Annotated in this window: 18 protein-coding genes and 1 pseudogene; 8 read left to right on the top strand and 11 right to left on the bottom strand. The window is 56.7% G+C overall.

Annotated elements, in window-relative coordinates; all coding sequences use genetic code 11:
- Window positions 1-42: 42 nt before the first annotated feature.
- From KT71_RS00850 to uvrD, 3 genes are all read right to left on the bottom strand, one after another.
- Window positions 43-1788, bottom strand: coding sequence for a serine hydrolase domain-containing protein (locus KT71_RS00850; protein WP_169729133.1), 1746 nt, complete (start codon window positions 1786-1788; stop codon window positions 43-45).
- Between the two features lie 183 nt (window positions 1789-1971).
- Entirely contained in the window at window positions 1972-3141 is a 1170-nt protein-coding gene (locus KT71_RS00855; protein ID WP_023659762.1) for a TRAP transporter substrate-binding protein, read from the bottom strand.
- A 60-nt stretch (window positions 3142-3201) separates the two neighbouring features.
- Window positions 3202-5355 (bottom strand): DNA helicase II, encoded by a 2154-nt coding sequence (gene uvrD / locus KT71_RS00860; RefSeq protein WP_008293408.1) that lies wholly within the window; start codon window positions 5353-5355, stop codon window positions 3202-3204.
- 112 nt (window positions 5356-5467) lie between these two features.
- Between uvrD and KT71_RS00865 the strand changes: the two genes are divergently transcribed.
- Both KT71_RS00865 and KT71_RS00870 read left to right on the top strand, forming a co-directional pair.
- Window positions 5468-7189 carry an SPOR domain-containing protein gene (locus KT71_RS00865; protein ID WP_008293407.1) on the top strand — a complete coding sequence of 574 codons (1722 nt, stop codon included), beginning with the start codon at window positions 5468-5470 and terminating at the stop codon, window positions 7187-7189.
- 42 nt (window positions 7190-7231) lie between these two features.
- The gene (locus KT71_RS00870) at window positions 7232-7651 is read left to right on the top strand and encodes a hypothetical protein (protein WP_023659763.1); all 420 of its coding nucleotides are present in this window, start codon (window positions 7232-7234) and stop codon (window positions 7649-7651) included.
- Between the two features lie 12 nt (window positions 7652-7663).
- Here KT71_RS00870 and KT71_RS00875 read toward each other — a convergent pair whose 3' ends face one another.
- Window positions 7664-8008, bottom strand: a complete 345-nt coding sequence (locus KT71_RS00875; protein WP_008293405.1) for a DUF6874 family protein — start codon at window positions 8006-8008, stop codon at window positions 7664-7666.
- 175 nt (window positions 8009-8183) lie between these two features.
- Window positions 8184-8513, bottom strand: a complete 330-nt coding sequence (locus KT71_RS00880) for a hypothetical protein (protein ID WP_023659764.1) — start codon at window positions 8511-8513, stop codon at window positions 8184-8186.
- Between the two features lie 197 nt (window positions 8514-8710).
- On the opposite strand from KT71_RS00880, the pseudogene KT71_RS21295 reads away from it, so the two are divergent.
- The 5 genes and pseudogenes from KT71_RS21295 to KT71_RS00900 form a co-directional block, all read left to right on the top strand.
- Window positions 8711-9034 (top strand): annotated as a pseudogene (locus tag KT71_RS21295) (helix-turn-helix domain-containing protein); the annotation flags it as partial.
- 5 nt (window positions 9035-9039) lie between these two features.
- Window positions 9040-9489 (top strand): MmyB family transcriptional regulator, encoded by a 450-nt coding sequence (locus tag KT71_RS20985; protein WP_008293402.1) that lies wholly within the window; start codon window positions 9040-9042, stop codon window positions 9487-9489.
- Window positions 9490-9541: 52 nt separating this feature from the next.
- The gene (locus KT71_RS00890) at window positions 9542-10267 is read left to right on the top strand and encodes an SIR2 family NAD-dependent protein deacylase (RefSeq protein WP_008293401.1); all 726 of its coding nucleotides are present in this window, start codon (window positions 9542-9544) and stop codon (window positions 10265-10267) included.
- A 254-nt stretch (window positions 10268-10521) separates the two neighbouring features.
- Complete coding sequence (locus KT71_RS00895) at window positions 10522-10743, top strand: hypothetical protein (RefSeq protein ID WP_152025155.1); 222 nt, start codon at window positions 10522-10524, stop codon at window positions 10741-10743.
- A 143-nt stretch (window positions 10744-10886) separates the two neighbouring features.
- Window positions 10887-12977, top strand: coding sequence for a TonB-dependent receptor (locus tag KT71_RS00900; RefSeq protein ID WP_008293399.1), 2091 nt, complete (start codon window positions 10887-10889; stop codon window positions 12975-12977).
- Window positions 12978-12984: 7 nt separating this feature from the next.
- Here the strand turns inward: KT71_RS00900 and glmS are convergent, their stop codons facing one another.
- Together glmS and glmU are read right to left on the bottom strand one after the other, a co-directional pair.
- Window positions 12985-14814: a glutamine--fructose-6-phosphate transaminase (isomerizing) gene (gene glmS, locus KT71_RS00905; RefSeq protein WP_023659766.1), complete on the bottom strand. Its 1830-nt coding sequence runs from the start codon at window positions 14812-14814 to the stop codon at window positions 12985-12987.
- A 3-nt stretch (window positions 14815-14817) separates the two neighbouring features.
- A complete protein-coding gene (gene glmU, locus KT71_RS00910; protein ID WP_008293397.1) occupies window positions 14818-16197 on the bottom strand; it encodes a bifunctional UDP-N-acetylglucosamine diphosphorylase/glucosamine-1-phosphate N-acetyltransferase GlmU in 1380 nt (459 codons plus the stop codon).
- A gap of 173 nt (window positions 16198-16370) precedes the next feature.
- On the opposite strand from glmU, the gene rimK reads away from it, so the two are divergent.
- Window positions 16371-17759: a 30S ribosomal protein S6--L-glutamate ligase gene (rimK, locus tag KT71_RS21465; RefSeq protein WP_008293396.1), complete on the top strand. Its 1389-nt coding sequence runs from the start codon at window positions 16371-16373 to the stop codon at window positions 17757-17759.
- Window positions 17760-17833: 74 nt separating this feature from the next.
- Here the strand turns inward: rimK and KT71_RS00920 are convergent, their stop codons facing one another.
- From KT71_RS00920 to atpA, 4 genes are all read right to left on the bottom strand, one after another.
- Window positions 17834-18259 carry a F0F1 ATP synthase subunit epsilon gene (locus KT71_RS00920; RefSeq protein ID WP_008293395.1) on the bottom strand — a complete coding sequence of 142 codons (426 nt, stop codon included), beginning with the start codon at window positions 18257-18259 and terminating at the stop codon, window positions 17834-17836.
- Between the two features lie 66 nt (window positions 18260-18325).
- Entirely contained in the window at window positions 18326-19723 is a 1398-nt protein-coding gene (gene atpD / locus KT71_RS00925) for a F0F1 ATP synthase subunit beta (RefSeq protein ID WP_008293394.1), read from the bottom strand.
- Between the two features lie 17 nt (window positions 19724-19740).
- Complete coding sequence (atpG, locus tag KT71_RS00930; protein ID WP_008293393.1) at window positions 19741-20604, bottom strand: F0F1 ATP synthase subunit gamma; 864 nt, start codon at window positions 20602-20604, stop codon at window positions 19741-19743.
- 16 nt (window positions 20605-20620) lie between these two features.
- Window positions 20621-22165, bottom strand: coding sequence for a F0F1 ATP synthase subunit alpha (gene atpA, locus KT71_RS00935; RefSeq protein WP_008293392.1), 1545 nt, complete (start codon window positions 22163-22165; stop codon window positions 20621-20623).
- Window position 22166: the final 1 nt, after the last annotated feature.

Here is a 22166-nt window from a genome sequence, read left to right on the forward strand (position 1 = left end):
CCGGCGCCAAACCGTCGCTGCGGGCTACAGCAAAAAGCACGCTTAACGCCAGAAAATCAGCGGCAGCACGCCCTCAAAAACCAGCACGAGACACAACTGAAGACCGCTCAGGACCGCAAAGAGATCCGGGAGGAACGGCTTGCTGCGTCGCAGCAATCTGTAAGCCGCGAATGCCAGGGAGAATGGCAGAAGTCCACTGATAACCGCCAGAAGTGCACTCGCCGCCGTGAGTTCTCCGAATTGAAGAAAGGGCTGCCCGGCGTAGAGATACACGGGAAGGGCAAAGGACAGCACGCAGATCCACGGCAACAGCAGCGCGTTATCTGCCATCGCTGTGCCGGGGCGGCTTAACCATGTGCCGCGCAGTACTATGTAAAGCAAGCCCAGGATACCCGCAGCGAGACTCAGCCATGCAAGCAATAGCGACACGGGTGACGCTTTCTTCCAGGTGGTGAGTCCATAACTCAATGTTGTTTGTTCATCACCAAAAAAGATATGGGAGGCCACGCTTCGCTCCGCATCACGGAACAGGCCACCGCCCAGGGGCAGGAGCAGCCGTTCCTGACCCTGAAGTGAGTGCATGACAAGACCCTGACGCCCTTGATCCACGCTAAGCCACACCGAGTTAAACACCCAGTCGAGCCAGGCAAATTCTGCCATGTTGTTTGGTGCCAACTTATACAGGCCGACATACGGCTCCAGGGCTGCATTGGGCGTCACCGGCGTTGGGGGCGGCGGCTCCACATCCAGTGCACTAATAAAGTACTGAGTAAAGCGTTCATAGTCAGCGTTTTCGTCGTCCGCATTAACCGCGTAGAAAAACGCCTTTTCCTCCGAGGGAAACAGGCAGAGCTGCGCGCGAAATCCAAACGTTTCGCCGGGATGGCACTCAGCTATAACGCCATGTCTGTCCCTCCTTGCCAAGGCGAGACCATGCCCCATAGATAAGCCAGCCTTATAGGCATCAGTGGTCGACGGTCGCCCGAGACTCTCCATGTGCTGGGCTTCAATAAATGGCTCGCCATTCAGGCTACCGTCGCCGAGGAGGAAACCAAGAAGGCTCTGCATGTCAGCAGCGGTGGTGGTGAACTGCCCGGCGGGGCGCAAAAACATCGGGACCGATTGCTGCTCTACACCCGCCTCGAGATACCCCATGGCAAGACGGGAATCCTGGTCCTGGGTAATGAAAGAAAAGCTGCTGTCATGCATATCCAGAGGTTGAAGTAGCTCACGGTTCAAATAATCCTCGTATCGCTCTTGTGTGAGCTTTTCAATCACAAGACCCAGGAGGGCGTAGCCCATATTGGAATAGGAATACTGACTGCCGGGCCGTGTACGCAGGCGCAAAAGGCGGTCTTGATCCTGGGGAAAGGCCGCCTCAAGAGGCGTATCGGGCGATACCGCCGAATTTAGAAACTGCCACATGCGCAGGTTATCCAGCCCCGCCGTATGCTCGAGCAAGTGCCTTAGGGTAATCGGCGTCTCATCTCGCCAGGGGTTGTCCCAATTGAGAGATGGAAGGATTTGTTCAAGGTCGGAATCCAGGCTCACGCGCTTTTCAGCGACCAGGTGCAACACCGCCACAGCAACGAGGGTTTTGGTGACCGATCCCACCTGCACTTTGCTATCCGCCGTCATGGGCTTTTTAGAGGACAACTCTGCGTAACCGCTACCGCCGGTTATGACTTCGCTTTCATCAATCGTTGCCCAAACCACCCCCGGTAGCGCCTCTTCCTTGAGGATCAGATTAAGAGGCTGGGATTTCTGGGCAAAGGAAAGTTGCGCCATAAGAACCAGCACAAACCCCCAGGAGGCGAGAAGGACAGGTCTGCGTTGCGGAGCGTGGAAGCTTTGGCTGAACAACATCAACGCATCGTAGAGGGAAGATGCTTCCCGGGCCAGGTGACTCGACGGGTTTAAAGATCAGACCGTCGCAATGCATTCAGACTCAAGCCCGGGGACAATGGCTTATCACTCGTCAATCAACGGCCCCATGAGATCCCTGCGAACATTGATGTAAGACTGCTCGGATATCTCGTGATAGGCGCGAACATCTTTCAAAAAGGCCTGAAAAGAGGCATTCACCCTGGCCGCCAGAGGGTCTTTCTCGATCATTCGGGCCATGGCCTCTTCACCGCCGCGATAAAGGGCAGCGAGCACATCGTCAGGTAACCTGCGAAGCTTTACCTTATGTACCTCAATCATTTCGCGAAGCGCCCGATTATTGCGCGCCGTGAACTCATCGAGCATGTCCTGATTGGCGGCCCGGGCGGCGTAGCGAACAATCGCCTGGAGATCTTGGGGGAGGGCGTTAAGCGCATCCTCATTCACAATAAACTCAAGCATGGAGCCCGGCTCGTGCCAGCCGGGGTAGTAGTAATACTCCGCAATCTCATGGAGTCCCAGAGCCAGATCGTTGTAGGGCCCCACCCACTCCACGGCATCGATCACCCCCGTCTGTAAGGCGGTGTAGACCTCGCCCCCGGGAATACGCACGGCTTCACCGCCTGCGGCGCTGAACACCTCGCCGGCGAGACCCGGGATACGCATGCGCAATCCCTTGAGGTCATCCAGGGATTTAATCTCGCGGTTAAACCACCCCGCCATCTGCACGCCGCTGCTGCCGCCGGCAAAGGGCACCAGACCCGCGGGTGCGTACACTTCCCGCCAGATCTCCATGCCGCCGCCGTAGTGAAGCCAGCCGTTCATTTCCTGCGCGGTCATGCCAAAGGGCACGGCGGTGAAAAAAACCGAGGAGGGGATTTTGCCCTTCCAGTAATAGCTGGCCCCGTGACCCACCTGGGCAACGCCGGAAGACACGGCGTCAAAGACTTCAAAGGGCGGAACAATTTCACCGGCTCCATATACGCGAATGTTCAAGCGACCCGAGCTCATTTCCCGGACCATTTGCGCAAAAACCTCCGGCGTGTGCCCAAGGCCCGGCAGGTTTTTGGGCCAGGTGGTTACCAGCTTCCACTCGATATTGTCGCCACCCTGACCCAGCTGGCCGTCATTTCCCGGCCCCGCCGCCCGATCATCGGCTACCCGCTCGAAGGCCCACAAGCCGATGAGCAATACGAGTGCCGCCGCCAGTAACAATACTGCCAACGCCTCGCGGTTAATCCCTGATGCCTTACTCATATCACTTTTGCCTCGGGCCGTTGTTTCGGCCTTTTTATTTTTTTGTGGAGAATGATGCGCTTACAGCGCCTCCAGCTTTGCATACTGCACCACCAGCCACTTGGTGCCCTCGGAGGCAAAGTTCACCTCGACCCGTGCATTGCTTCCGCGTCCTTCAAAGTTCAGAACAACGCCCTCGCCAAACATCTGGTGGTACACGCGCTGACCAAGGTTCAGCCCCGTATCAGCCGCCGGGGTACTGCCCGACAACTGACTCACGGGACGACTAATCTTCGTTTGCAGGCGCACCTCGTTGACCAGCTCCGAGGGTATCTCCCGCACAAAGCGCGAAGGCGGATTGTAGCTGTCACTGCCATGCAAACGCCGACTCTCGGCATAAGTGAGAATCAGCCGCTCCATAGCCCGGGTGATACCCACGTAGCAAAGACGCCGCTCTTCTTCCAAACGACCCGGCTCCTCGATGGACATACGGTGAGGAAACAGGTTCTCCTCCATGCCCGCCAGGATCACCAAGGGAAACTCCAGACCTTTGGCCGAGTGCAATGTCATCAACTGCACGCTGTCTTCATGAGGGTCTGCCTGACCCTCGCCAGCATCCAGCGCAGCGCTGTCCACAAACTGCTGTAGCGGCGAAAGCTCGTCACCCTCGGGAACAAAGGTCCGTGCGGCACTGACCAGTTCCTCAAGGTTCTCCACCCGGGCAAGACCTTTCTCGCCCTTTTCTTTCTCGTGGTAGGCAATCAAACCGGACCGGCGTATCGCCTGATCCACCAGTTCCTCGAGGGTCATGGGATCGGTGAGCGTGTCCAGTTCGTCCACCAGCACCCGAAATCCATCCATGGCTGTCAGCGCCCTGGCAGGCAGTAACTTGTGCTCCTGGCAGGCCTGTATTGCATGCCATAGGGAGCACTGCTGCTCTCGAGCCGTTGCCCGCAACACGTCCAGGGTCTTACTGCCTATGCCTCGGGGTGGCGTGTTGATGACCCGCTCAAAGGCCGCATCATCTCCCCGGCTGACCAGCAGGCGGAGATAGGCCATGGCATTGCGAATCTCCAGGCGTTCATAGAAGCGCTGACCACCATAGATACGATAGGGCAGACCGCTGCGAAGGAGCGCCTCCTCCAATACCCGGGATTGTGCGTTTGAGCGGTAGAGTATCGCTACGGACCGTCGCGCCTGACCATTGCTTACCCAGTTTTCGATCTGCTCAACGATAAAACGGGCTTCATCCTGCTCATTAAAGCCGGCATAGAGCTGCAGGGGTTCACCGGTCTCGCCGGAGCTCCAGAGCTCCTTACCCAGGCGACCACTGTTATTGCCAATAACCCCGTTCGCAGCCTGAAGTATTGTCTGGGTAGAGCGATAGTTCTGCTCCAGGCGTACGACCTTGGCCCCCCCGAAGTCCTCACCAAAACGCTGAATATTTTCGATTTTCGCGCCGCGCCAGCCATAGATGGACTGGTCGTCATCACCGACGGCAACGACCGGTATTCGGTCCCCCGCCAACACGCGGAGCCAGGCGTACTGAATGGTGTTGGTGTCCTGAAATTCGTCCACCAGGATCTGCCGGAAGCGCCCCTGATAATGAGCCAGCACTTCGGGCGCGTGCAGCCAGAGCTCGTGGGCGCGCAGTAACAGCTCCGCAAAATCCACCATGCCCCCGCGTTCGCAGGCCTCCTCATAGGCGGCATAGACCTGCAACATGGTCTTGATGTAGAGATCACCCAGGGGTGGTTCGATATGCGCCGCCCGGAGCCCCTCGTCTTTTTGTGCGTTGATGTACCACTGCGCCTGCTTTGGCGGCCAGCGGGACTCATCCAGCTGCAACTCCCGACACACGCGTTTCACCAGACGTAGCTGATCGTCGCTATCGAGTATCTGGAAGTTCTGGGGAAGGCGCGCTTCTTTCCAGTGCGTCTTAAGGAGCCGGTGTGCCAGACCGTGAAAGGTCCCCACCCACATGCTATGGGTGGGTATCTGTAGCATGTGCTCGATGCGTCCCCGCATCTCCCGCGCCGCCTTGTTGGTAAAGGTAACCGCCAACACCGCGTGGGGCGATAAACCCTCGGCACGGATCAGCCAGGCAATGCGATGCACCAGCACACGGGTCTTGCCGGATCCCGCGCCTGCAAGCACCAGCATGTTCCCACTTTCAGCAGCGACGGCATCGCGCTGGGCGTCGTTTAAGCCCGTCAAAATATCACTTACATCCATTGCCCCATTCTAACCGCATCGCCGGCATCACTCACGGAAAATGCCAATGGCGAGCGTCGCTGCTATCGCTCTGCTAATATCCTTGAGGGCCCATAGCCGGTAGCTAAACCAAATGGCAAGAGAAGACGAAGATCCGGAAATCGGAGCCTCTGCGGGGGAGAACAGCCCATCCTTCACTGCGGATGATGACATTGGTCGGGACAGCGACCCGGGGACCAAAGACGAAGACTACCGCGATTTCTTTGTTGATCGGGATGACGATAGCGATCCGGGCTTTGTTGATCGCGACGATGACAGCGCTATTCCCGGCGCCGATGACGATTACCAGAACGTGGACCCGGGCTACGCCGCCTTTGCCAGCGAACTTGATGATCCTCTGGCCGACTGGCCAGCTCCCGAGGTGCCTTTGAGCGAGCTGCCTGAAGTTAGGCAACAGAATGACACTCCCGATGACAGCTTTCCGAGTGACTCACCCGTTTCCGTGGGCACTCCAGAGACCATGGGCATTCCAGATACAGTGAGCGCCGAAGAGCTCCCGGGGTCCAGCCTTGATGATGAGGAGCTGTTGTTTGATGACTCAGGGGAAGAAAGCAGCGACAGCAATAGCCCCGACCTGTCGGACAGTGATCACCTGAGCGCGGCTGACGAACAGGATGACCCTCTGGCTGACGTGGAAGACTACGGAGTACCGGAGCCCATTCCTGAAGAAGATCCCGAACCTGTAACGACCGACGAGGCCGCGCTCAAACGGTCGTCCGAAGCCTCGGATTATCCGGAGCTGGGTGTTTTTACTGACGACGAAGATGACCATATCGATGACCCCTTTGCTGAAGCAGAGGTCGAGGAAAGCATGGCGAGCAGTGATGGAGGGAAATCCGAGGAGGATATGGGCCAACGGGAAGCTTTTAGCGAAGATCAGGAAAACTTTGAAGAAGAGTTTGTCGATGACTTTTTGAATGATCTCGACCCACCGGAAGACGAAGAGCTTCCCGCGGTAGAGGATTACGAAGAGGATCTCGACCCGCCCCTGGCAACCCTTTCCCCAGCTGCGGCAAGCAGTGTGGAGAAAGCCGCACCCTTTGAGACCGAGAGCATGAGCAAGGCTGAAGACGAAGACCCCGTGGTCGCAAGGCCTCCCGTAACCGCGGCATCGATGGAGGAGGGCCGAACCTTTCCCCTGGGGATGATTGCCGTCGTAGTGGTAGCGCTTCTGCTCCTCGCCGTCGGTGGCTTTGGCGTGATGCAGCAGCGGAGCGACATGCAGGCGGAGATCCGGGACCTGCAGGCAAAGCTGGCAACCACCGTCAGCCCCGAAGAAGCCGAGATGGAACGGGAGCGACAGCGGCAGGTCCAACTACAAAATGAATCTCTGAGCACAGAGCTGGAGGCCCTGACCGCCGAAAACGACGCGCTGGCGGAGCGATTGGCAGAGCTGGAGGCACTGGAAGCCGCTCAGACCCGCGCCGCCGCAGAAAAACGCGCCCAGGAAGAGGCCGCCGCAGAAGCGGCTGCACAGCGAAGGGCTGCGGAGGCCGCTGCAGCGGCGAGGGCCTCGAAGGCCCCTACGACCGCAGCCCAAAGCACCGTGGCAGCAGTTAAAGGCCCCTGGTTTGTAAACTTTGGATCCTATGCAGACCGCAACATCGCTGATCGCTGGGCCAACAAGCTTAGCGTTGAAAGTGGCGAAGTCACGGTGCAAACCGCCACGGCGGCAGGCAAAACACTGTATCGCGTTCGGGTCATCGGTCTTGCCGATCAGGATTCCGCGGAGCGCGTCGCAACCGCCCTCGAGCGGCAGTACCAGCTGCCGAGGTTGTGGGTCGGAAAAAACTGACTATCGACGATCACTGACTATTGTTAAGAGAGGTGTAAGCAGGTGAAACACAGTCCAACACAATCCAGCCGTATTCCTTTTTCCATGCTCACCATCGCCGCATTGGCCCTCTCCCTTGGCGGGGCCCTGGCAAGCACGGCCCAGGCTGACGATCAGTGCCAGAAGCCCGGTCAACCGCTGGTGCCCGATGGCTCCGAGGCGACGATGGAGGCGATGCTCGCCGGCCAGAAAGCCGTTAAAGCGTTCCAGGCAAGCAATATGGAATACATGCAGTGCCTGGAGGCCAGGTATTCGGCTGCCGAAGCCGATGCCAGAAGCGCAACCGATGAAGATAGCAAGGCCCTGGCACAGGCTGACTACGCCAGGTCTATTGATGCCTATAACGCGGCGGTGTCTGCCGAGGAGGCGGTAGCAGAGAAGTTCAACGTCGCTTTGCGCGCCTTCAAAGCAGCGAACAAGTAAAGCGAGAAAAACTCAAACGAGTTTGAGGCCCGGAGCATCAAGCATAAAGCGTGAGTTGAAGTTTCCTTTTAAAGACCCCGTAGTGCGGTCCGTAGCGTCGACGATAGACAAAAGCTCTTCCATAAAAACGAGCTCGGAGGCAGCGGCCAGTGCTTCCAGATCGATAGGGCAGTTTGCCTGCACAATGGCGAGGTCCCGCTGAAGTCCGTCCCGATCCTGAAGACCGAGGACGCGCACAACCCGACTGCAAATGGCAGACACGGTTGCCTGTTCCCGCTTGCTCAGCGGCTGATCTCCGCCGATAGTTGCAGAACTGTTTGCTTCCGTATGTTTCACAAAGTCTCCATGTACAACCATGATGCTTGCCTCCCTTCGGGCTACATGCCATCACCGGGTTTTAAAAACGCCGACAAATCAAAGCCTCGGAGATAGCCTAGGGAATAAGGAAGTAAGGAGCCAGAGTCCCATTGGTAATTTGCGGGTCAGGTCGCATAAAAACCCGTTTACAGGAGAACAGCTGGCCTCAGGTGACTCATTTTAAAGAAGCGCTTGCAGAGTGTGGGTCTATACATCTGGGCTCTTTTGGGCTCTTTACCGTGGCGAGGTAGAGAAGTGGACCAAAAGACCCCAGAACCAGGGTGAGCGCGACCCAGATCCAGGGGTTGCGGCCCCGGGCACGCGCATGAGGCACAAGAAAGCTCAGAAGCAGTATCAATGCAATCACCAGGTCCACGAAAACCTGCAGACCACCCGGCGTTTTATGTGTTGCCAGAATACCGGAGATTCCACCGTTCATGAGAGACCACCCCGTGAGGATGGCAAAGGGAACAAGAATAATCAGAGAAAAAATGCGTCGATTCATAAAAACAGCTCCAATAAGTGTGCGGCAGGGGTTTTTCGTATGCAGGGTCAGCATGCTGTCGGCCTGGCGTTGACTCAATGACCCGGGAGGTTATTGAATTGATTCACCCACCGCCGGCACACTGGGTCGTCTAAGGTTTGGCGCCGGCGTCATCGCTGCGCGCTGCTGACACCCGGGAGCTGGATATGAACACCGCTATGAGCACCTTCCCTGCGCTGTGTAAGCAATGGCGGCAGCGTCGCAACTTATCGCAGCTGCACCTGGCAGAAACGGCGGACATTTCCCAGCGGCATCTGAGTTGGCTTGAAACAGGGCGCAGCCAGCCCAGCCGGGACATGGTGCTCAAACTGGCCGATGCCATGGAAGTACCCCTGCGGGAACGCAACACGCTGCTCCATGCCGCCGGCTTCGCACCGCACTACCTTGAATCGGGCCTCGAAGAGCCGCATATGGCACCGGTCAGCGAAGCACTCAATGCCGTACTCGACCATCACATGCCATTCCCGGCGGTTGTCGTGAATCGACGTTGGGACCGGATCATGGCGAACGAGGCTGCGGATATGATGTTGATACCGGCACGGGCAGGCAAGGCGAGAGCGGTACTTTCAATCTCGCCGCCGCGACGCTCTCTCCCGACGGTTTGCGACGCTATCTTTCCAACTGGAAAGAGGCACTCCCCCTGTTTATCCAACGACTGCGCAGCGAGGCACTGGCCTCGGGCCAACACGCCGTCATCGCCCATGTGGAGGCGCTCATTCGCAGTGCCGGCGACATACCCGTAGCTCACACGACACCGGAACCGCTATTACCGGTCATGCCCCTGGAACTTGATATCGACGGTTTACACCTTTCGCTGTTTACGGTGATGTCAACGTTCGGGACACCTCAGGACATCACCACCGATGAGCTACGCGTAGAAGCGTTTTATCCTGCAGATGATGCCACCCGTAGATTCTTTCAGGGGAGAGGCCCATGAACTCGAACGTGTTTTTCATCGCATATTTCTATAGCTGATTGCCGAGGGTTCTATGACAACGCTATACATCACCGGCGCCGGCGTTAGCGCGGAAAGTGGTATTCCTACCTTTCGGGGCGAGGACGGTTTCTGGACCATAGGTAGCCGAAACTACACGCCTCAGGAAATGGCGACCCGCGCCATGTACGAGAACGACCCTTTGCAGTTTCTTCGTTGGTACTACCAGCGCTTTGCAAGCTACCGGCATCATGGCCCGAATGCCGTGCATCGGTGGCTGGCAGATAAAAACCTGATTACCCAGAACATTGACGGCCTGGACGGCAAAGCCGGCAACAAAGACTACATCGCCATCCACGGTCGCCTCGACCAGATGACGATTTTTCATGATCAGAATCTCGCCGACCAGGTTACGGCCCTGTATACACCCTGGGATGAAGTCGAGGAAAACAGACTGGATGACAGCCTGCGCTCCGTGTTTCGTATAAGGGACCGACCTAGGATAGGTGAGTCCTACAAACCCTTTGTTTTACTGTTTGATGAATACTACACGGAGCTTTACCGTATATCCGAGGCGCGATCGCGGATGATAGGTGCTGAACGCATGGTGTTTATGGGAACGTCGTTTAGCGTGAATATCACCATGATGGCTTTGGAAATCGCCATGGCCAATGAAACACCGATAGAGATAGTAGACCCGGAGCCAGTGACCGTGCCCTACGAAAACACGACCTATCACGCCATGACAGCCCTGCGTTATATTGAGGAAATAGCTGCATAAAGACCCTATAATGCCAGTCCAGATGCGCTGATACGCGAATTTCTTTTTGCTCCAAACCACCCGGCAGTCCATAAAAAACAAGCGAAACACCTTGTTCGCGGTGCTCGCGACGATTTGCTATATCCTCACCGCGGGCATCGTGCCTGCGGGGCATATGGCGGCGCCTCTGGGTTCCGGAACGGCCTTTCATCTATGCCCCGGAGACGCTCGTAGTTCGCTCATCATCGATGCACTGTCCGGCGTTTCTCACAGCAGTGACAAGCAGCAGCACCACAGCGGGCATCATCAACCAGATCGAACGATGGATCATGGTGACGGCCACGGTAGCAATATCAGCGAAATCTCGGCAGATAGCGGATGTATTTTTGCCGGAGCAGGCAGCGCTGTTGCCAGTAGCTCAGGCAGCGACGGCGATGCCCTGGCTCCCCGTGGGTCTGTATACAAGCCTGCACCGCGTAGGTCCCATCAAAGAATAGCCTGGCTGCGGCCACCTGTGCGCTCTCCTCCGGTTTAAATCTTCCCGCCAGACACCCTGGCTGCAACAAAACACCTAAACCTCGTCGCTCAGCTGTCGACGGGGCCCTTTTGCTGTGCGCGCCTGCGCATCAGGGAGATTGACATGTACATACATCACGGACGGAGCAGCCTGTGCGCTGCTCTCATCGCAGTTGCTGCGACTAATACCGCCTCTGCGCTGGACCTGGAAGAACTTATTATCACCGCTCGGCATGACACCCGCACCATTGATGTCAGTGAAGCACTGAGCATCTCGCCGGACGCGGCTGAACTACTTCGAGATGCCCCGGGCGCAAACGTTGCCACCAACGGACCGATTACCGGCATTCCTCAATATCGAGGACTCTTTGGGCCGCGTATCTCCGTATCCCTCGATGGCAGCCTTCTTGCCCCAGCGGGGCCTAACTGGATGGATCCGCCTTTGTCCTATGCGGTAACAGCCCAGCTTGAAGCACTAGAGGTCTATCGGGGTATTGCACCGGTGAGTGTTGCCCAGGAATCCGTGGGCGGCGCCATCGACGCCCGCACCCGACGTATGGCGTTTAGCGCTGACGACCAAATCCGCACGGAGGGTCGACTTGTCGGCAGTGCCCAATCCGTCAACACCGGGTATCAGATTGATGCCGACCTCCAGGCAGCGAATGACCAGCATCGGGTCAAGGTGGCGGCAATGCTGCAGGATGGCGACGACGCAGAGTTTCCCGGTGGCACTATTCTTCCCAGCCGCTATGAGCGCCAGCGCTACGACCTTGGCTACGGCTTCCGCTGGGGGGATCACAATATTCAGCTTGATTATGGATACAACGATACCGGTAGCTCGGGAACCCCGGCCCTGCCCATGGACATCGATTACTTTGAGGGCGATCTCTACAAATTGGCTTACCGTTTTGAGCCCAAGCAAGGCGCGCAGCTATCGGCTTCTATCTACGCCAGCGAACTGGACCATGGCATGAGTAACTATGCGCTTCGCCCATCACCGGTGTCCCCGGAATCCTGGCGTCGCAACATCGCCGATACCAGAAACAGCGGGTTCAAGCTGGAGGCATCTCTGGCAGATGACACCGGGGGCTGGCGCGCTGGTATTGACGGCTTCGACGAGAATCACAACTCGAACATCGACAACCCCAACAATCCGATGTTTTTCGTGGTGAACTTTAATGGGGCAGAGCGGAGTCTTGTTGGCGGATACCTGGAGCGCGAGCAAAACATCAGCGAGCACATCAGGGTGGAGCTAGGCGTCCGCGCAAATCGCGTTCGCAGCAATGCCGGAGAAGTAAACGGCACACCGGCAATGATGATGCCTCCTGCGCAGGCTTTACGCGACGCGTTTAATGCTGCGGATCGCGACCAGACTGATAACAATGTTGATCTCGTTGCAAAGCTCAATTACGCAGTCAACGATGCGCTGTCTCTCTATATGGGACTTGCTCAAAAGCAGCGCGCACCGAGCTATCAGGAACGGTATCTATGGCTGCCTCTTGAAGCCACGGGCGGACTTGCCGATGGACAACTGTATATCGGTGATATCAACCTCGATTCCGAAGAGGCCCATAACCTCGAGTTCGGCCTGGACTTCGCCGGGGACCGGATAACCATGCATCCCCGGGTGTTTTATTACCGGATTAATGACTATATCCAGGGCACGGCCTTGGAAGGTACCCATCCTGCAACCATGATGGTGCGCATGATGAACAACATGAATGGCACCAACCGTGCCGATCCACTGCAGTTCAGTAATGTCGATGCTGCGCTCTATGGTTTTGACATGGATTGGGCCTGGCGCCTGTCTGAGCGCATGGAGCTGTCGGGGCTTGTTAATTATGTCCGCGGGGAGCGCAAAGACATTGATGACAATCTCTATCGCATCGCACCGCCGAACGCATCTCTACGGCTCAGCTATGCGGGAGACAACTGGAGCACAATGTTAGAAACCGTGGGTTACAGCGCCCAGAACAATGTCAGCGCCACGAACAGGGAGCTTGAGTCTTCCGGGTATGCCATCGTTAATTTGAGAGGTACCTGGCAGGTATCACCATCGCTGCAGCTGGCTATCGGTATCGATAACGTTTTCGACCGGGAATATGCGCCCCACCTTAGCGGCTACAACCGGGTAAGAAACCCGGACATCGCGACGGGAGAGCGTTTACCTGCGATGGGAACGAATCTCTTCGGGCGGATGGTCTATACCTTTTAGACAGGGCTTACTCGACGGTGACTGACTTGGCCAGGTTTCGAGGCTTGTCCACGTCGGTCCCCTTTTGCAGAGCCACGTGATACGCCAGCAACTGTAAGGCCACGGTATAAATCACCGGCTGCAGAATCTCGGGCGTGTGAGGCATGGCCAGCACGTGCACGCCCGGCTCATCTTTAAAACCCGCAGACCCATCGGCAAAGACATACAGCTCTCCACCGCGAGAGCGCACCTCTTCAAGGTTGGACTTGAGTTTATCCAGGAGATCGTCGTTTGGCGCAACGGCGACAATCGGCATGTCCGCATCCACCAGGGCGAGGGGTCCATGCTTGAGCTCACCAGCCGGGTAAGCCTCAGCATGAATATAGGAAATCTCCTTGAGCTTAAGAGCGCCCTCCATGGCAATGGGGTACTGAATACCCCGTCCGAGAAACAAGGCGTGATGCTTCTGGATAAAAGCGGCGGACATGGCCTCAATCTGTGGATCGATTTTCAGGGTCTGCTTCACGAGTTCAGGCAATTGCGCCAGGCCATCCAGGAGCAGCTGTTCCCGCTCTGGACTCAGGCCCCGGTGACGGCCAAGAACCAGGGCCAGCATCAGGAACGCCACCAATTGCGTGGTAAACGCCTTGGTGGACGCCACGCCGATCTCGATGCCCGCACGGGTCAGAAACGCCATGTCGCTCTCCCGCACCAGGGAGCTGTTATCGACGTTGGCGATGACGAGGCTGGCAACAAACTCCCCGGGCTCTGCATGACGAAGAGCCGCCAGGGTGTCCGCGGTCTCACCACTTTGAGAAATCGTCACGAGCAGGGTGCCGGGGTGCGCAACCCGCTTTCGGTAGCGAAACTCAGAGGCTACCTCCACCTGACAGGGAATCCCTGCTATGTCCTCAAGCCAATAGCGGGCCACAAGGCCTGCATGATAGCTGGTGCCGCAGGCGACGATCTGCACAGCCCGGGTTTTCGCAAACACCTCCGCCGCGGCGTCGCCAAACACACTGTCGTCGACTTTTTGGTCGAGCGCTTTTGCAAAGGTCGCCGCCAGTGCGTGAGGCTGCTCGTAAATCTCCTTGAGCATGTAATGCTCGAAATCACCCAGATCCGCATCCTCAACATCGCCGGAAATTTTCTTCATTTCCCGCTGAACGGGCTCACCCGCGTCATCATAGATCGCCAGGCCCGCGGCGCTGCACACCACCACATCTCCTTCGTCGAGGTAGATAAACCGATCGGTTACCTGCCTGAGGGCCATGGTGTCCGAGGCCAGAAAATGCTCGCCAATGCCCACGCCCACCACCAGGGGACTCCCCGATCGTGCTGCTACGACTTCCTCAGGACTGTGGGTATCTATTGCCGCCAGGGCATAGGCTCCTTCAAGAAGGGATACGGTGGAGCGCATAGCCTCCAATAAGGTATTGCCTTCGCTTACTGATTTATGAAGTAAGTGAACGATCACTTCGGTATCCGTGGCAGAGACAAAGTCGTAACCGGCATCGCTCAGCTCTTCGCGTAGGGCCTTGTGATTTTCGATGATGCCGTTGTGCACCACGGCAATACGCTGCCCCGAAATATGCGGGTGAGCATTGGCTGCAGAGGGCTGCCCGTGGGTGGCCCAGCGCGTGTGGGCAATGCCCGTGCAACCGAGAATCGGGTTAAGGGTCTGCGCCTCTTCCAAAGCAGCCACCTTCCCCTGGTATTTGTGCAGTTGAAGACGCTGCTCGTTGTCGATGAGCGCCATACCCGCTGAGTCATAGCCGCGATACTCCAGTCGTCGCAAGCCTTCAAGGAGAATCTCTGATACTTCGCGCCGCGCCGTCGCAGCCACAATTCCACACATGGATCAGTCTCCGCTCTGAGTTTCGTCGTTTTCGGCCCGCTGTTTAGGCGTCTGCCACTCTGCGATATTGCGCTGCTTTGCACGGGAAACACCCAGGGAGCTTTCGGGCACATCCCGGGTAACCGTTGATCCCGCTGCAACAAATCCGCCCTCGCCAACGTCCAGCGGTGCCACCAGGGTGCTGTTGGAGCCGATAAAAACATCGTCTCCCAGGGACGTTTTATGTTTGTTCACGCCATCGTAATTGCAGGTAATGGTGCCTGCGCCAATATTGACACCACCGCCCAACTCGGCGTCCCCGACATAGCTCAGATGATTCACCTTGCTGCCCGGCCCAATCGTCGCTTTCTTGGTTTCTACAAAGTTGCCAATACGCGCGCCGTCAGCGAGGACTGTTCCCGGTCGCAAACGGGCATAGGGCCCCACGGAACAACTGCCACCCACCTGACTGTCATCGATATGGCTCATTGCGTGTATTTGTGTATCGACGCCCACGGTGCAGTTTTTCAAAACGCAGTTGGGACCAATGTGGACGCCCTCGCCAATAGTGACTTCACCTTCAAACACGCAATTCACGTCAATAAACACGTCCCGTCCACAATGCAGACTTCCCCGAACGTCGATGCGCGCGGGATCTGCGAGAGACACACCGGCGGTCATCAATGCGACGGCGGCGCGCTCGCGATGAACGGTCTCGGCCTCGGCAAGCTGGATTCGGTCATTGATACCCATAACCTCCGAGGCCTCGTCCGCGCGAAGGGCGGCGACGCAATGGCCGTCTTTCACGGCCATGGACAGTACATCGGGGAGATAGAACTCCCCTTGAGCATTGGCATTGCCCACCCGCGGTAGGTAGTCCGCGAGGAGCGAAGCAGGGTAGGCGAGAACACCTGTGTTGATTTCAGAAATCCGCCGCTGCTCCTCCGTGGCATCTTTATGCTCCACCACGCCTTCGAGCTGATCGCCGCTATCGCGCAGTACCCGACCATAACCTTCGGGGTCATCAAGCACCGCCGTCAACAATGCCGGTGCGTTGTCGATGAGACCTTCCAACGTGCTAGCACGCAACAGCGGCACATCACCGTACAAAATCAACACCGTGGAGTCACCGTCGATTCCCGGCATGGCCTGGAGTACCGCGTGGGCGGTACCCAGCTGTTCTTCTTGCATGACCCAGACCAGATCCTCGGCGTCCAAGGCTTCGCGAACCAGCTCGGAGCCGTGGCCTATGACCACGTGAATGCGCACCGGCATCAGCATCCGGGCGCTGGCAAGCACGTGCGCAAGAAGGGGCTTGTTCGCCAGAGGGTGCAAAACTTTGGGTAGATCAGAACGCATACGCGTTCCCTGGCCTGCGGCGAGAATGACGACTTCAAGCTTCATAAAAATAGCCCGGTGGTCCGGCCCTTTGAAAAATCCGATACCCGATAGTACTGACTGTTCCGGGGTTTACAACGCGACTAATACCGACTGGTTCACAGGCTGAAAGACTGGCAGACAAAGACCATCAATCACTGATAGCCTCCGATATTCATGAGACATAAACGGACTTGAGAGTGAATCAGGATCAGAAGCTCATTGTAGGCAGCGAAGAGTGGTGTTCCTTTCCAGCCCTCGGCATACCCGCGGTAAAAGCCCGGGTAGACAGCGGCGCCAAGACCTCATCGCTTCACGCGTTCAATATTCATCCCTTTAACCGCAACGGCGAAAAGTGGATCAGTTTTGAAGTCCACCCCATTCAGCGCAACCGCAAAACCACCGTGCGCTGCGAATCACCGGTTATCGACCGTCGCTTTGTAAAAAGCTCCAGCGGTGACCGGGAAAAACGCTATGTCATCAACAGCTCGGTACACATAGGCGGATCGAGTTTCGATATCGAGCTTACCCTCAGCAATCGCGACACCATGGGGTATCGCATGCTTCTGGGACGCGAGGCCATGAGCGGTCGTATGCTCGTAGACCCTGCGGCGAGCTTCAGCGTGGGGGACCTTACGCCCACCCAGCTTTCGCAGATGTATGGCGTCGCCACGGAACCATCCTCGGGACTGAAAATAGGCGTCCTTGCATCCAATCCCGAGCTTTATAGCAACAAACGCCTCATGGAGGCAGGCGCAAACCGCGGTCACGAAATGGTGTTTCTGGACATCAAGCTGTGCTACATGAAACTCGATGCGGAAACCCCGGAAATTCACTATCGCGGCGGATGGATTCTCAATGATATTGATGCGGTGATACCGCGCATACGGCCGCAGCTGACCTTCTATGGCTGCGCCCTGACACGCCATTTCGAGAGCATCGACGTTTATCCTCTCAACAATGCTTCATCCATCAGTTACTCAAGGGACAAGCTGTACAGCCTGCAGTTGCTTCAACGCAAGGGTCTGGAGATACCCACTACGGGCTTTGCCAACTCTCCCATGGATACGGCAGAGCTTATCGATATGGTGGGAGGAGCGCCTCTCATCGTGAAGCTCTTGCAGGGCACCCAGGGTCGAGGGGTGGTTCTTGCCGAAACCCGCAAAGCCGGTGAAAGCGTTATCAATGCCATCAAGTCCCTCAACGCCAACTTGCTGGTGCAGGAGTTCATCAAGGAAGCGCAAGGCCGGGATCTCCGTTGTTTCGTCATCGACGGGAAGGTCATCGCTTCCATCGAGCGCCGGGCCGCACCGGGAGAGTTCCGGGCAAACCTGCATCAGGGCGGGTCCGCGGCACTGGTTCGCATCACCCCGGAAGAGCGTCGACTCGCAATCAAGGCTACTAAAGCTCTGGGGCTGCAGGTGGCCGGTGTGGATATCATTCGCTCGGCAAAAGGCCCTCTGCTACTGGAAGTGAATTCATCGCCGGGCCTTGAGGGTATCGAGACAGCCACCGGTAAGGACATTGCCGGCGACATGATTGCCTCCATTGAGCGCGCCCTGAATTGGAAGCCCGCAGCAAAGACTTGAAATAGATCGACTCAAATAGCAGGCATAAAAAACCCCGGTCATTGCCGGGGTTTTTGTGTTGCCACGAAGACGTCTCAGCGTCCCGCGCGATTCCGCATCTTCCGAAGAGTCGCCAGCTGGGCTGCCGCCTCCGCAAGCTGAGAAGACGCCCGACCGTAATCAAAATCACCGGTCTGATTGGCCAGCGCCTGTTCGGCATCCCGCCGCGCTTCCTCAGCTGCTGCTTCATCAACATCAGCGGCGCGCATAGCCGTGTCCGCGAGGATAGAGACCACACCGGGTTGCACTTCGAGATAACCACCGGACACGTAGTACACCTGCTCTTCACCGTTCTGCAGGGTGATACGCACGGGCCCGGGAATCAATGAAGACAACAGGGGCGCGTGACCGTAGTTCACACCCAGTTCCCCCATCTCACCGGTCGCAATCAGCGATTCCACCAGTCCTGAGAAAATCTCCTCCTCAGCACTGACGATGTCGCAATGAATAGTCATGGCCATACTCTGTCCTTTTTGCCCCGTCCTCTCTGCCTCTACCTGTAAAGCTCGCTGCTTTTAAACTACGATTTACAGATTCTTGGCTTTTTCGACGGCCTCATCAATGCTGCCCACCATGTAGAAGGCCTGCTCGGGCAGGTGATCGTATTCACCAGCCAGAATAGCGTTAAAGCCGGCGATAGTGTCCTTGAGAGACACGTACTTACCAGGTGCACCGGTGAAGATTTCCGCCACGTGGAAGGGCTGAGACAGAAAACGCTCGATCTTACGAGCGCGATCAACGGTCTGCTTGTCTTCTTCCGACAGCTCGTCCATGCCGAGAATGGCGATGATGTCCTTGAGCTCTTTGTAACGCTGAAGCACGTTCTGTACACCGCGAGCCGCTTCGTAATGCTCGTTACCGATGAGCAGGGGATCAAGCTGACGGGACGTAGAGTCCAGAGGATCTACCGCCGGGTAAATACCTTTTGCAGCAATATCCCGTGACAGTACAACTGTGGAGTCCAGGTGCGCGAAGGTCGTAGCAGGCGAGGGATCCGTCAGGTCATCCGCAGGTACGTATACCGCCTGGATAGACGTAATAGAGCCCGTCTTCGTAGAGGTAATACGCTCCTGCAATGCACCCATTTCCTCAGCCAGGGTAGGCTGGTAGCCCACCGCTGATGGCATACGACCCAGCAGTGCCGATACTTCGGTTCCCGCGAGGGTGTAACGATAGATGTTGTCAACAAACAGCAACACGTCACGACCTTCGTCACGGAACTTCTCAGCCATGGTCAAACCGGTGAGGGCAACCCGGAGGCGGTTTCCGGGCGGCTCATTCATCTGGCCGTACACCATGGCTACTTTCGAGTTTGAGGGGTTCTCAATATCAACAACCTTGGACTCCTGCATTTCGTAGTAGAAGTCGTTACCTTCCCGGGTTCGCTCACCCACACCGGCGAATACGGACAAGCCGGAATGTTGCAATGCAATATTGTTAATCAGCTCCATCATGTTGACGGTTTTACCAACACCGGCACCACCAAACAGTCCGACCTTACCGCCTTTTGCGAAGGGGCAGACCAGATCAATAACCTTGATACCGGTTTCCAGAAGATCGTCAGATGCAGACAGTTCTTCATAGGTCGGTGCGGCGCGGTGAATTGACGCGCGTTCTTTTTCACCGATGGGGCCACGCTCATCGATAGGATTACCCAGCACATCCATGATGCGACCCAGGGTTTCGCCACCCACGGGAACCGCAATGGGAGCGCCGGTGTTATCGACGCCCAGTCCGCGGGACAGGCCCTCGGAGGAACCCATGGCAATGGTACGTACCACGCCATCGCCAAGCTGCTGCTGAACTTCCAGAGTGATGTCCTTCTCTGTAATTTTCAGCGCGTCATAAACCCGCGGCACAGAATCACGGGGAAATTCCACGTCGATTACCGCGCCGATGATCTGTACGACTCGTCCGCTACTCATGTGTGTTCCTCTTCTCTTTAACTGATAGCAGCCGCGCCGCTTACGATCTCAGAAAGCTCTTGAGTAATCGCAGCCTGACGGGCCTTGTTGTAAATCAACTGAAGTTCATCGATGAGATCGCCAGCGTTGTCTGTTGCGTTCTTCATCGCCAGCATTCGTGCAGCCTGTTCACAAGCCGCGTTTTCAATCACCGCCTGATAAACCTGGGACTCGATGTACCGCCTTAACAACCCTTCGAGAAGGTCGCGGGCTTCGGGCTCGTAGATGTAGTCCCAGTGATGGGCCATTTCTTCACTGTCTTCTGCCTGCAGCGGAAGCACCTGCTCTACCGTCGGCGTTTGCGTCATGGTGTTCACAAACTCGTTGCTCACAAGGAACAGACGATCGATCCTGCCGTCTTCGTAAGCGTCGAGCATGGTTTTTACACCACCGATAAGATCCTCGAGAGAAGGCTCTTCACCGATATCCCGGGCCACCGCAATAACGTTGCCGCCATAGCTGTTAAAGAAGGCAATGGCTTTACTGCCGATGAGAGACAGGTCGATCTCGATATCCTGATCAGCCCACTCTTTCATGGCGCGTATCGTGGCCTTGAAGAGGTTCATGTTCAGACCGCCGCATAAACCGCGATCCGTAGACACGATGATGAAGCCCACGCGCTTGACTTCACGCTCTTCCATATAGACGTGACGGTATTCCGGTGCCGAGTTGGCGATGTGACCAACAACCGAGCGAATACGTCGGGCATAGGGCTTGCCGACTTCCATGCGGTCTTGGGCCTTGCGCATCTTACTCGCGGCGACCATCTCCATCGCACTCGTGATTTTCTGAGTGCTCTGGATGCTCGTGATCTTTGTGCGAACTTCCTTACCGGCTGCCATTAGTGCGTCTCCGGACTCAGTAAGTCTGTGTGGACTTGAAGTTCTGAATCAGCGATTCGAAGGTGCTCGAAATCTCGTCACTGTAATCACCGGATTCAACGATCTTCTGCATGAAGTCGCCATGCTCAGCATGGGCATAAGACAGCAGAGCAGATTCGAAATCACCGATCTTCTCGACCTCTACATCCTTCAGGTGGCCCTCGTTAGCCGCATAGAGCATGAGACCCATTTCCGCGATGCTCTGCGGAGAGTACTGCTTCTGCTTCATAAGTTCCGTAACGCGCTCGCCGTGATCAAGCTGGGCCTTCGTGGCTTCATCGAGATCCGAGGCGAACTGAGAAAAAGCCGCGAGTTCACGATACTGGGCCAGTGCGGTCCGGATACCACCGGAGAGCTTCTTGATCACCTTGGTCTGTGCTGCACCACCGACCCGCGATACAGAGATACCGGCATTCATCGCCGGACGTATACCGGAGTTGAACATATCGGTCTCAAGGAAAATCTGGCCGTCGGTGATGGAAATCACGTTGGTCGGTACAAAGGCAGAGACGTCACCGGCCTGGGTTTCAATAACCGGCAAGGCGGTCAGGGACCCGGTCTTGCCCTTAACAGCCCCATCCGTGAACTTTTCAACGTAGTCCGCGTTAACCCGTGCCGCTCGCTCCAGAAGACGCGAGTGCAAATAGAAAACGTCACCGGGATAAGCTTCACGACCCGGAGGACGACGGAGCAACAGTGAAATCTGACGGTAGGCGACAGCCTGCTTACTGAGGTCATCGTAAATGATCAGTGCATCTTCACCGCGGTCACGGTAATACTCACCCATGGTGCAACCGGCAAAAGGCGCCAGGTACTGCATGGCTGCAGGGTCCGAAGCGTTGGCAGCCACAACAATGGTGTGATCCATGGCGCCGTGTTCTTCGAGTTTTCGCACAACGGCCGCTACTGAAGATGTCTTCTGACCAACGGCAACGTAGACACATTTAATGCCCGTGCCCTTCTGGTTGATGATCGCGTCGACAGCAATTGCCGTCTTACCAATCTGGCGGTCACCAATGATCAGCTCTCGCTGACCACGACCGATGGGGACCATGGCATCAATAGCTTTCAGGCCAATTTGCACGGGCTGGTCTACGGATTGACGGGCGATAACACCGGGAGCAACCTTTTCAAGAGCATCGGTCATCGCCGCATTCACGGGACCCTTGCCATCGATAGGCGAGCCCAGGGCGTCGACCACGCGACCCTGAAGCTCAGGACCCACGGGAACTTCAAGAATTCGACCGGTGCAGCGGCAGGACTGACCTTCCGCCAGACCTTTGTAATCACCAAGAACAACCGCACCCACAGAGTCACGCTCAAGGTTAAGCGCCATTCCATAAACGCCGCCGTCAAACTCGATCATCTCGCCGTACATAACTTCGGTGAGACCGTGGATGCGAATAATACCGTCGGTAACGGAAACAATGGTTCCGACATTACGTGCTTCGCTGCTGACGTCCAGCTGATCGATTCGCTGGCGAATCAGATCGCTTATTTCAGATGGATTCAGTTGCTGCATG

Source organism: Congregibacter litoralis KT71 (genome assembly GCF_000153125.2).
GTDB classification, from domain to species: Bacteria; Pseudomonadota; Gammaproteobacteria; order Pseudomonadales; family Halieaceae; genus Congregibacter; species Congregibacter litoralis.

Excerpts from the sequence above, each read along its gene's own strand:
- glmS (WP_023659766.1), bottom strand. The coding sequence starts at position 14,814 with ATGTGTGGAATTGTGGCTGCGACGGCGCGGCGCGAAGTATCAGAGATT.
- atpG (WP_008293393.1), bottom strand. The coding sequence starts at position 20,604 with ATGGCAGCCGGTAAGGAAGTTCGCACAAAGATCACGAGCATCCAGAGC.
- KT71_RS00900 (WP_008293399.1), top strand. The coding sequence starts at position 10,887 with ATGTACATACATCACGGACGGAGCAGCCTGTGCGCTGCTCTCATCGCA.
- KT71_RS00875 (WP_008293405.1), bottom strand. The coding sequence starts at position 8,008 with ATGGTTGTACATGGAGACTTTGTGAAACATACGGAAGCAAACAGTTCT.
- KT71_RS00865 (WP_008293407.1), top strand. The coding sequence starts at position 5,468 with ATGGCAAGAGAAGACGAAGATCCGGAAATCGGAGCCTCTGCGGGGGAG.
- KT71_RS00920 (WP_008293395.1), bottom strand. The coding sequence starts at position 18,259 with ATGGCCATGACTATTCATTGCGACATCGTCAGTGCTGAGGAGGAGATT.
- KT71_RS00890 (WP_008293401.1), top strand. The coding sequence starts at position 9,542 with ATGACAACGCTATACATCACCGGCGCCGGCGTTAGCGCGGAAAGTGGT.
- uvrD (WP_008293408.1), bottom strand. The coding sequence starts at position 5,355 with ATGGATGTAAGTGATATTTTGACGGGCTTAAACGACGCCCAGCGCGAT.
- atpD (WP_008293394.1), bottom strand. The coding sequence starts at position 19,723 with ATGAGTAGCGGACGAGTCGTACAGATCATCGGCGCGGTAATCGACGTG.
- KT71_RS00880 (WP_023659764.1), bottom strand. The coding sequence starts at position 8,513 with ATGAATCGACGCATTTTTTCTCTGATTATTCTTGTTCCCTTTGCCATC.
- KT71_RS00855 (WP_023659762.1), bottom strand. The coding sequence starts at position 3,141 with ATGAGTAAGGCATCAGGGATTAACCGCGAGGCGTTGGCAGTATTGTTA.
- KT71_RS00850 (WP_169729133.1), bottom strand. The coding sequence starts at position 1,788 with ATGGCGCAACTTTCCTTTGCCCAGAAATCCCAGCCTCTTAATCTGATC.
- glmU (WP_008293397.1), bottom strand. The coding sequence starts at position 16,197 with ATGAAGCTTGAAGTCGTCATTCTCGCCGCAGGCCAGGGAACGCGTATG.
- atpA (WP_008293392.1), bottom strand. The coding sequence starts at position 22,165 with ATGCAGCAACTGAATCCATCTGAAATAAGCGATCTGATTCGCCAGCGA.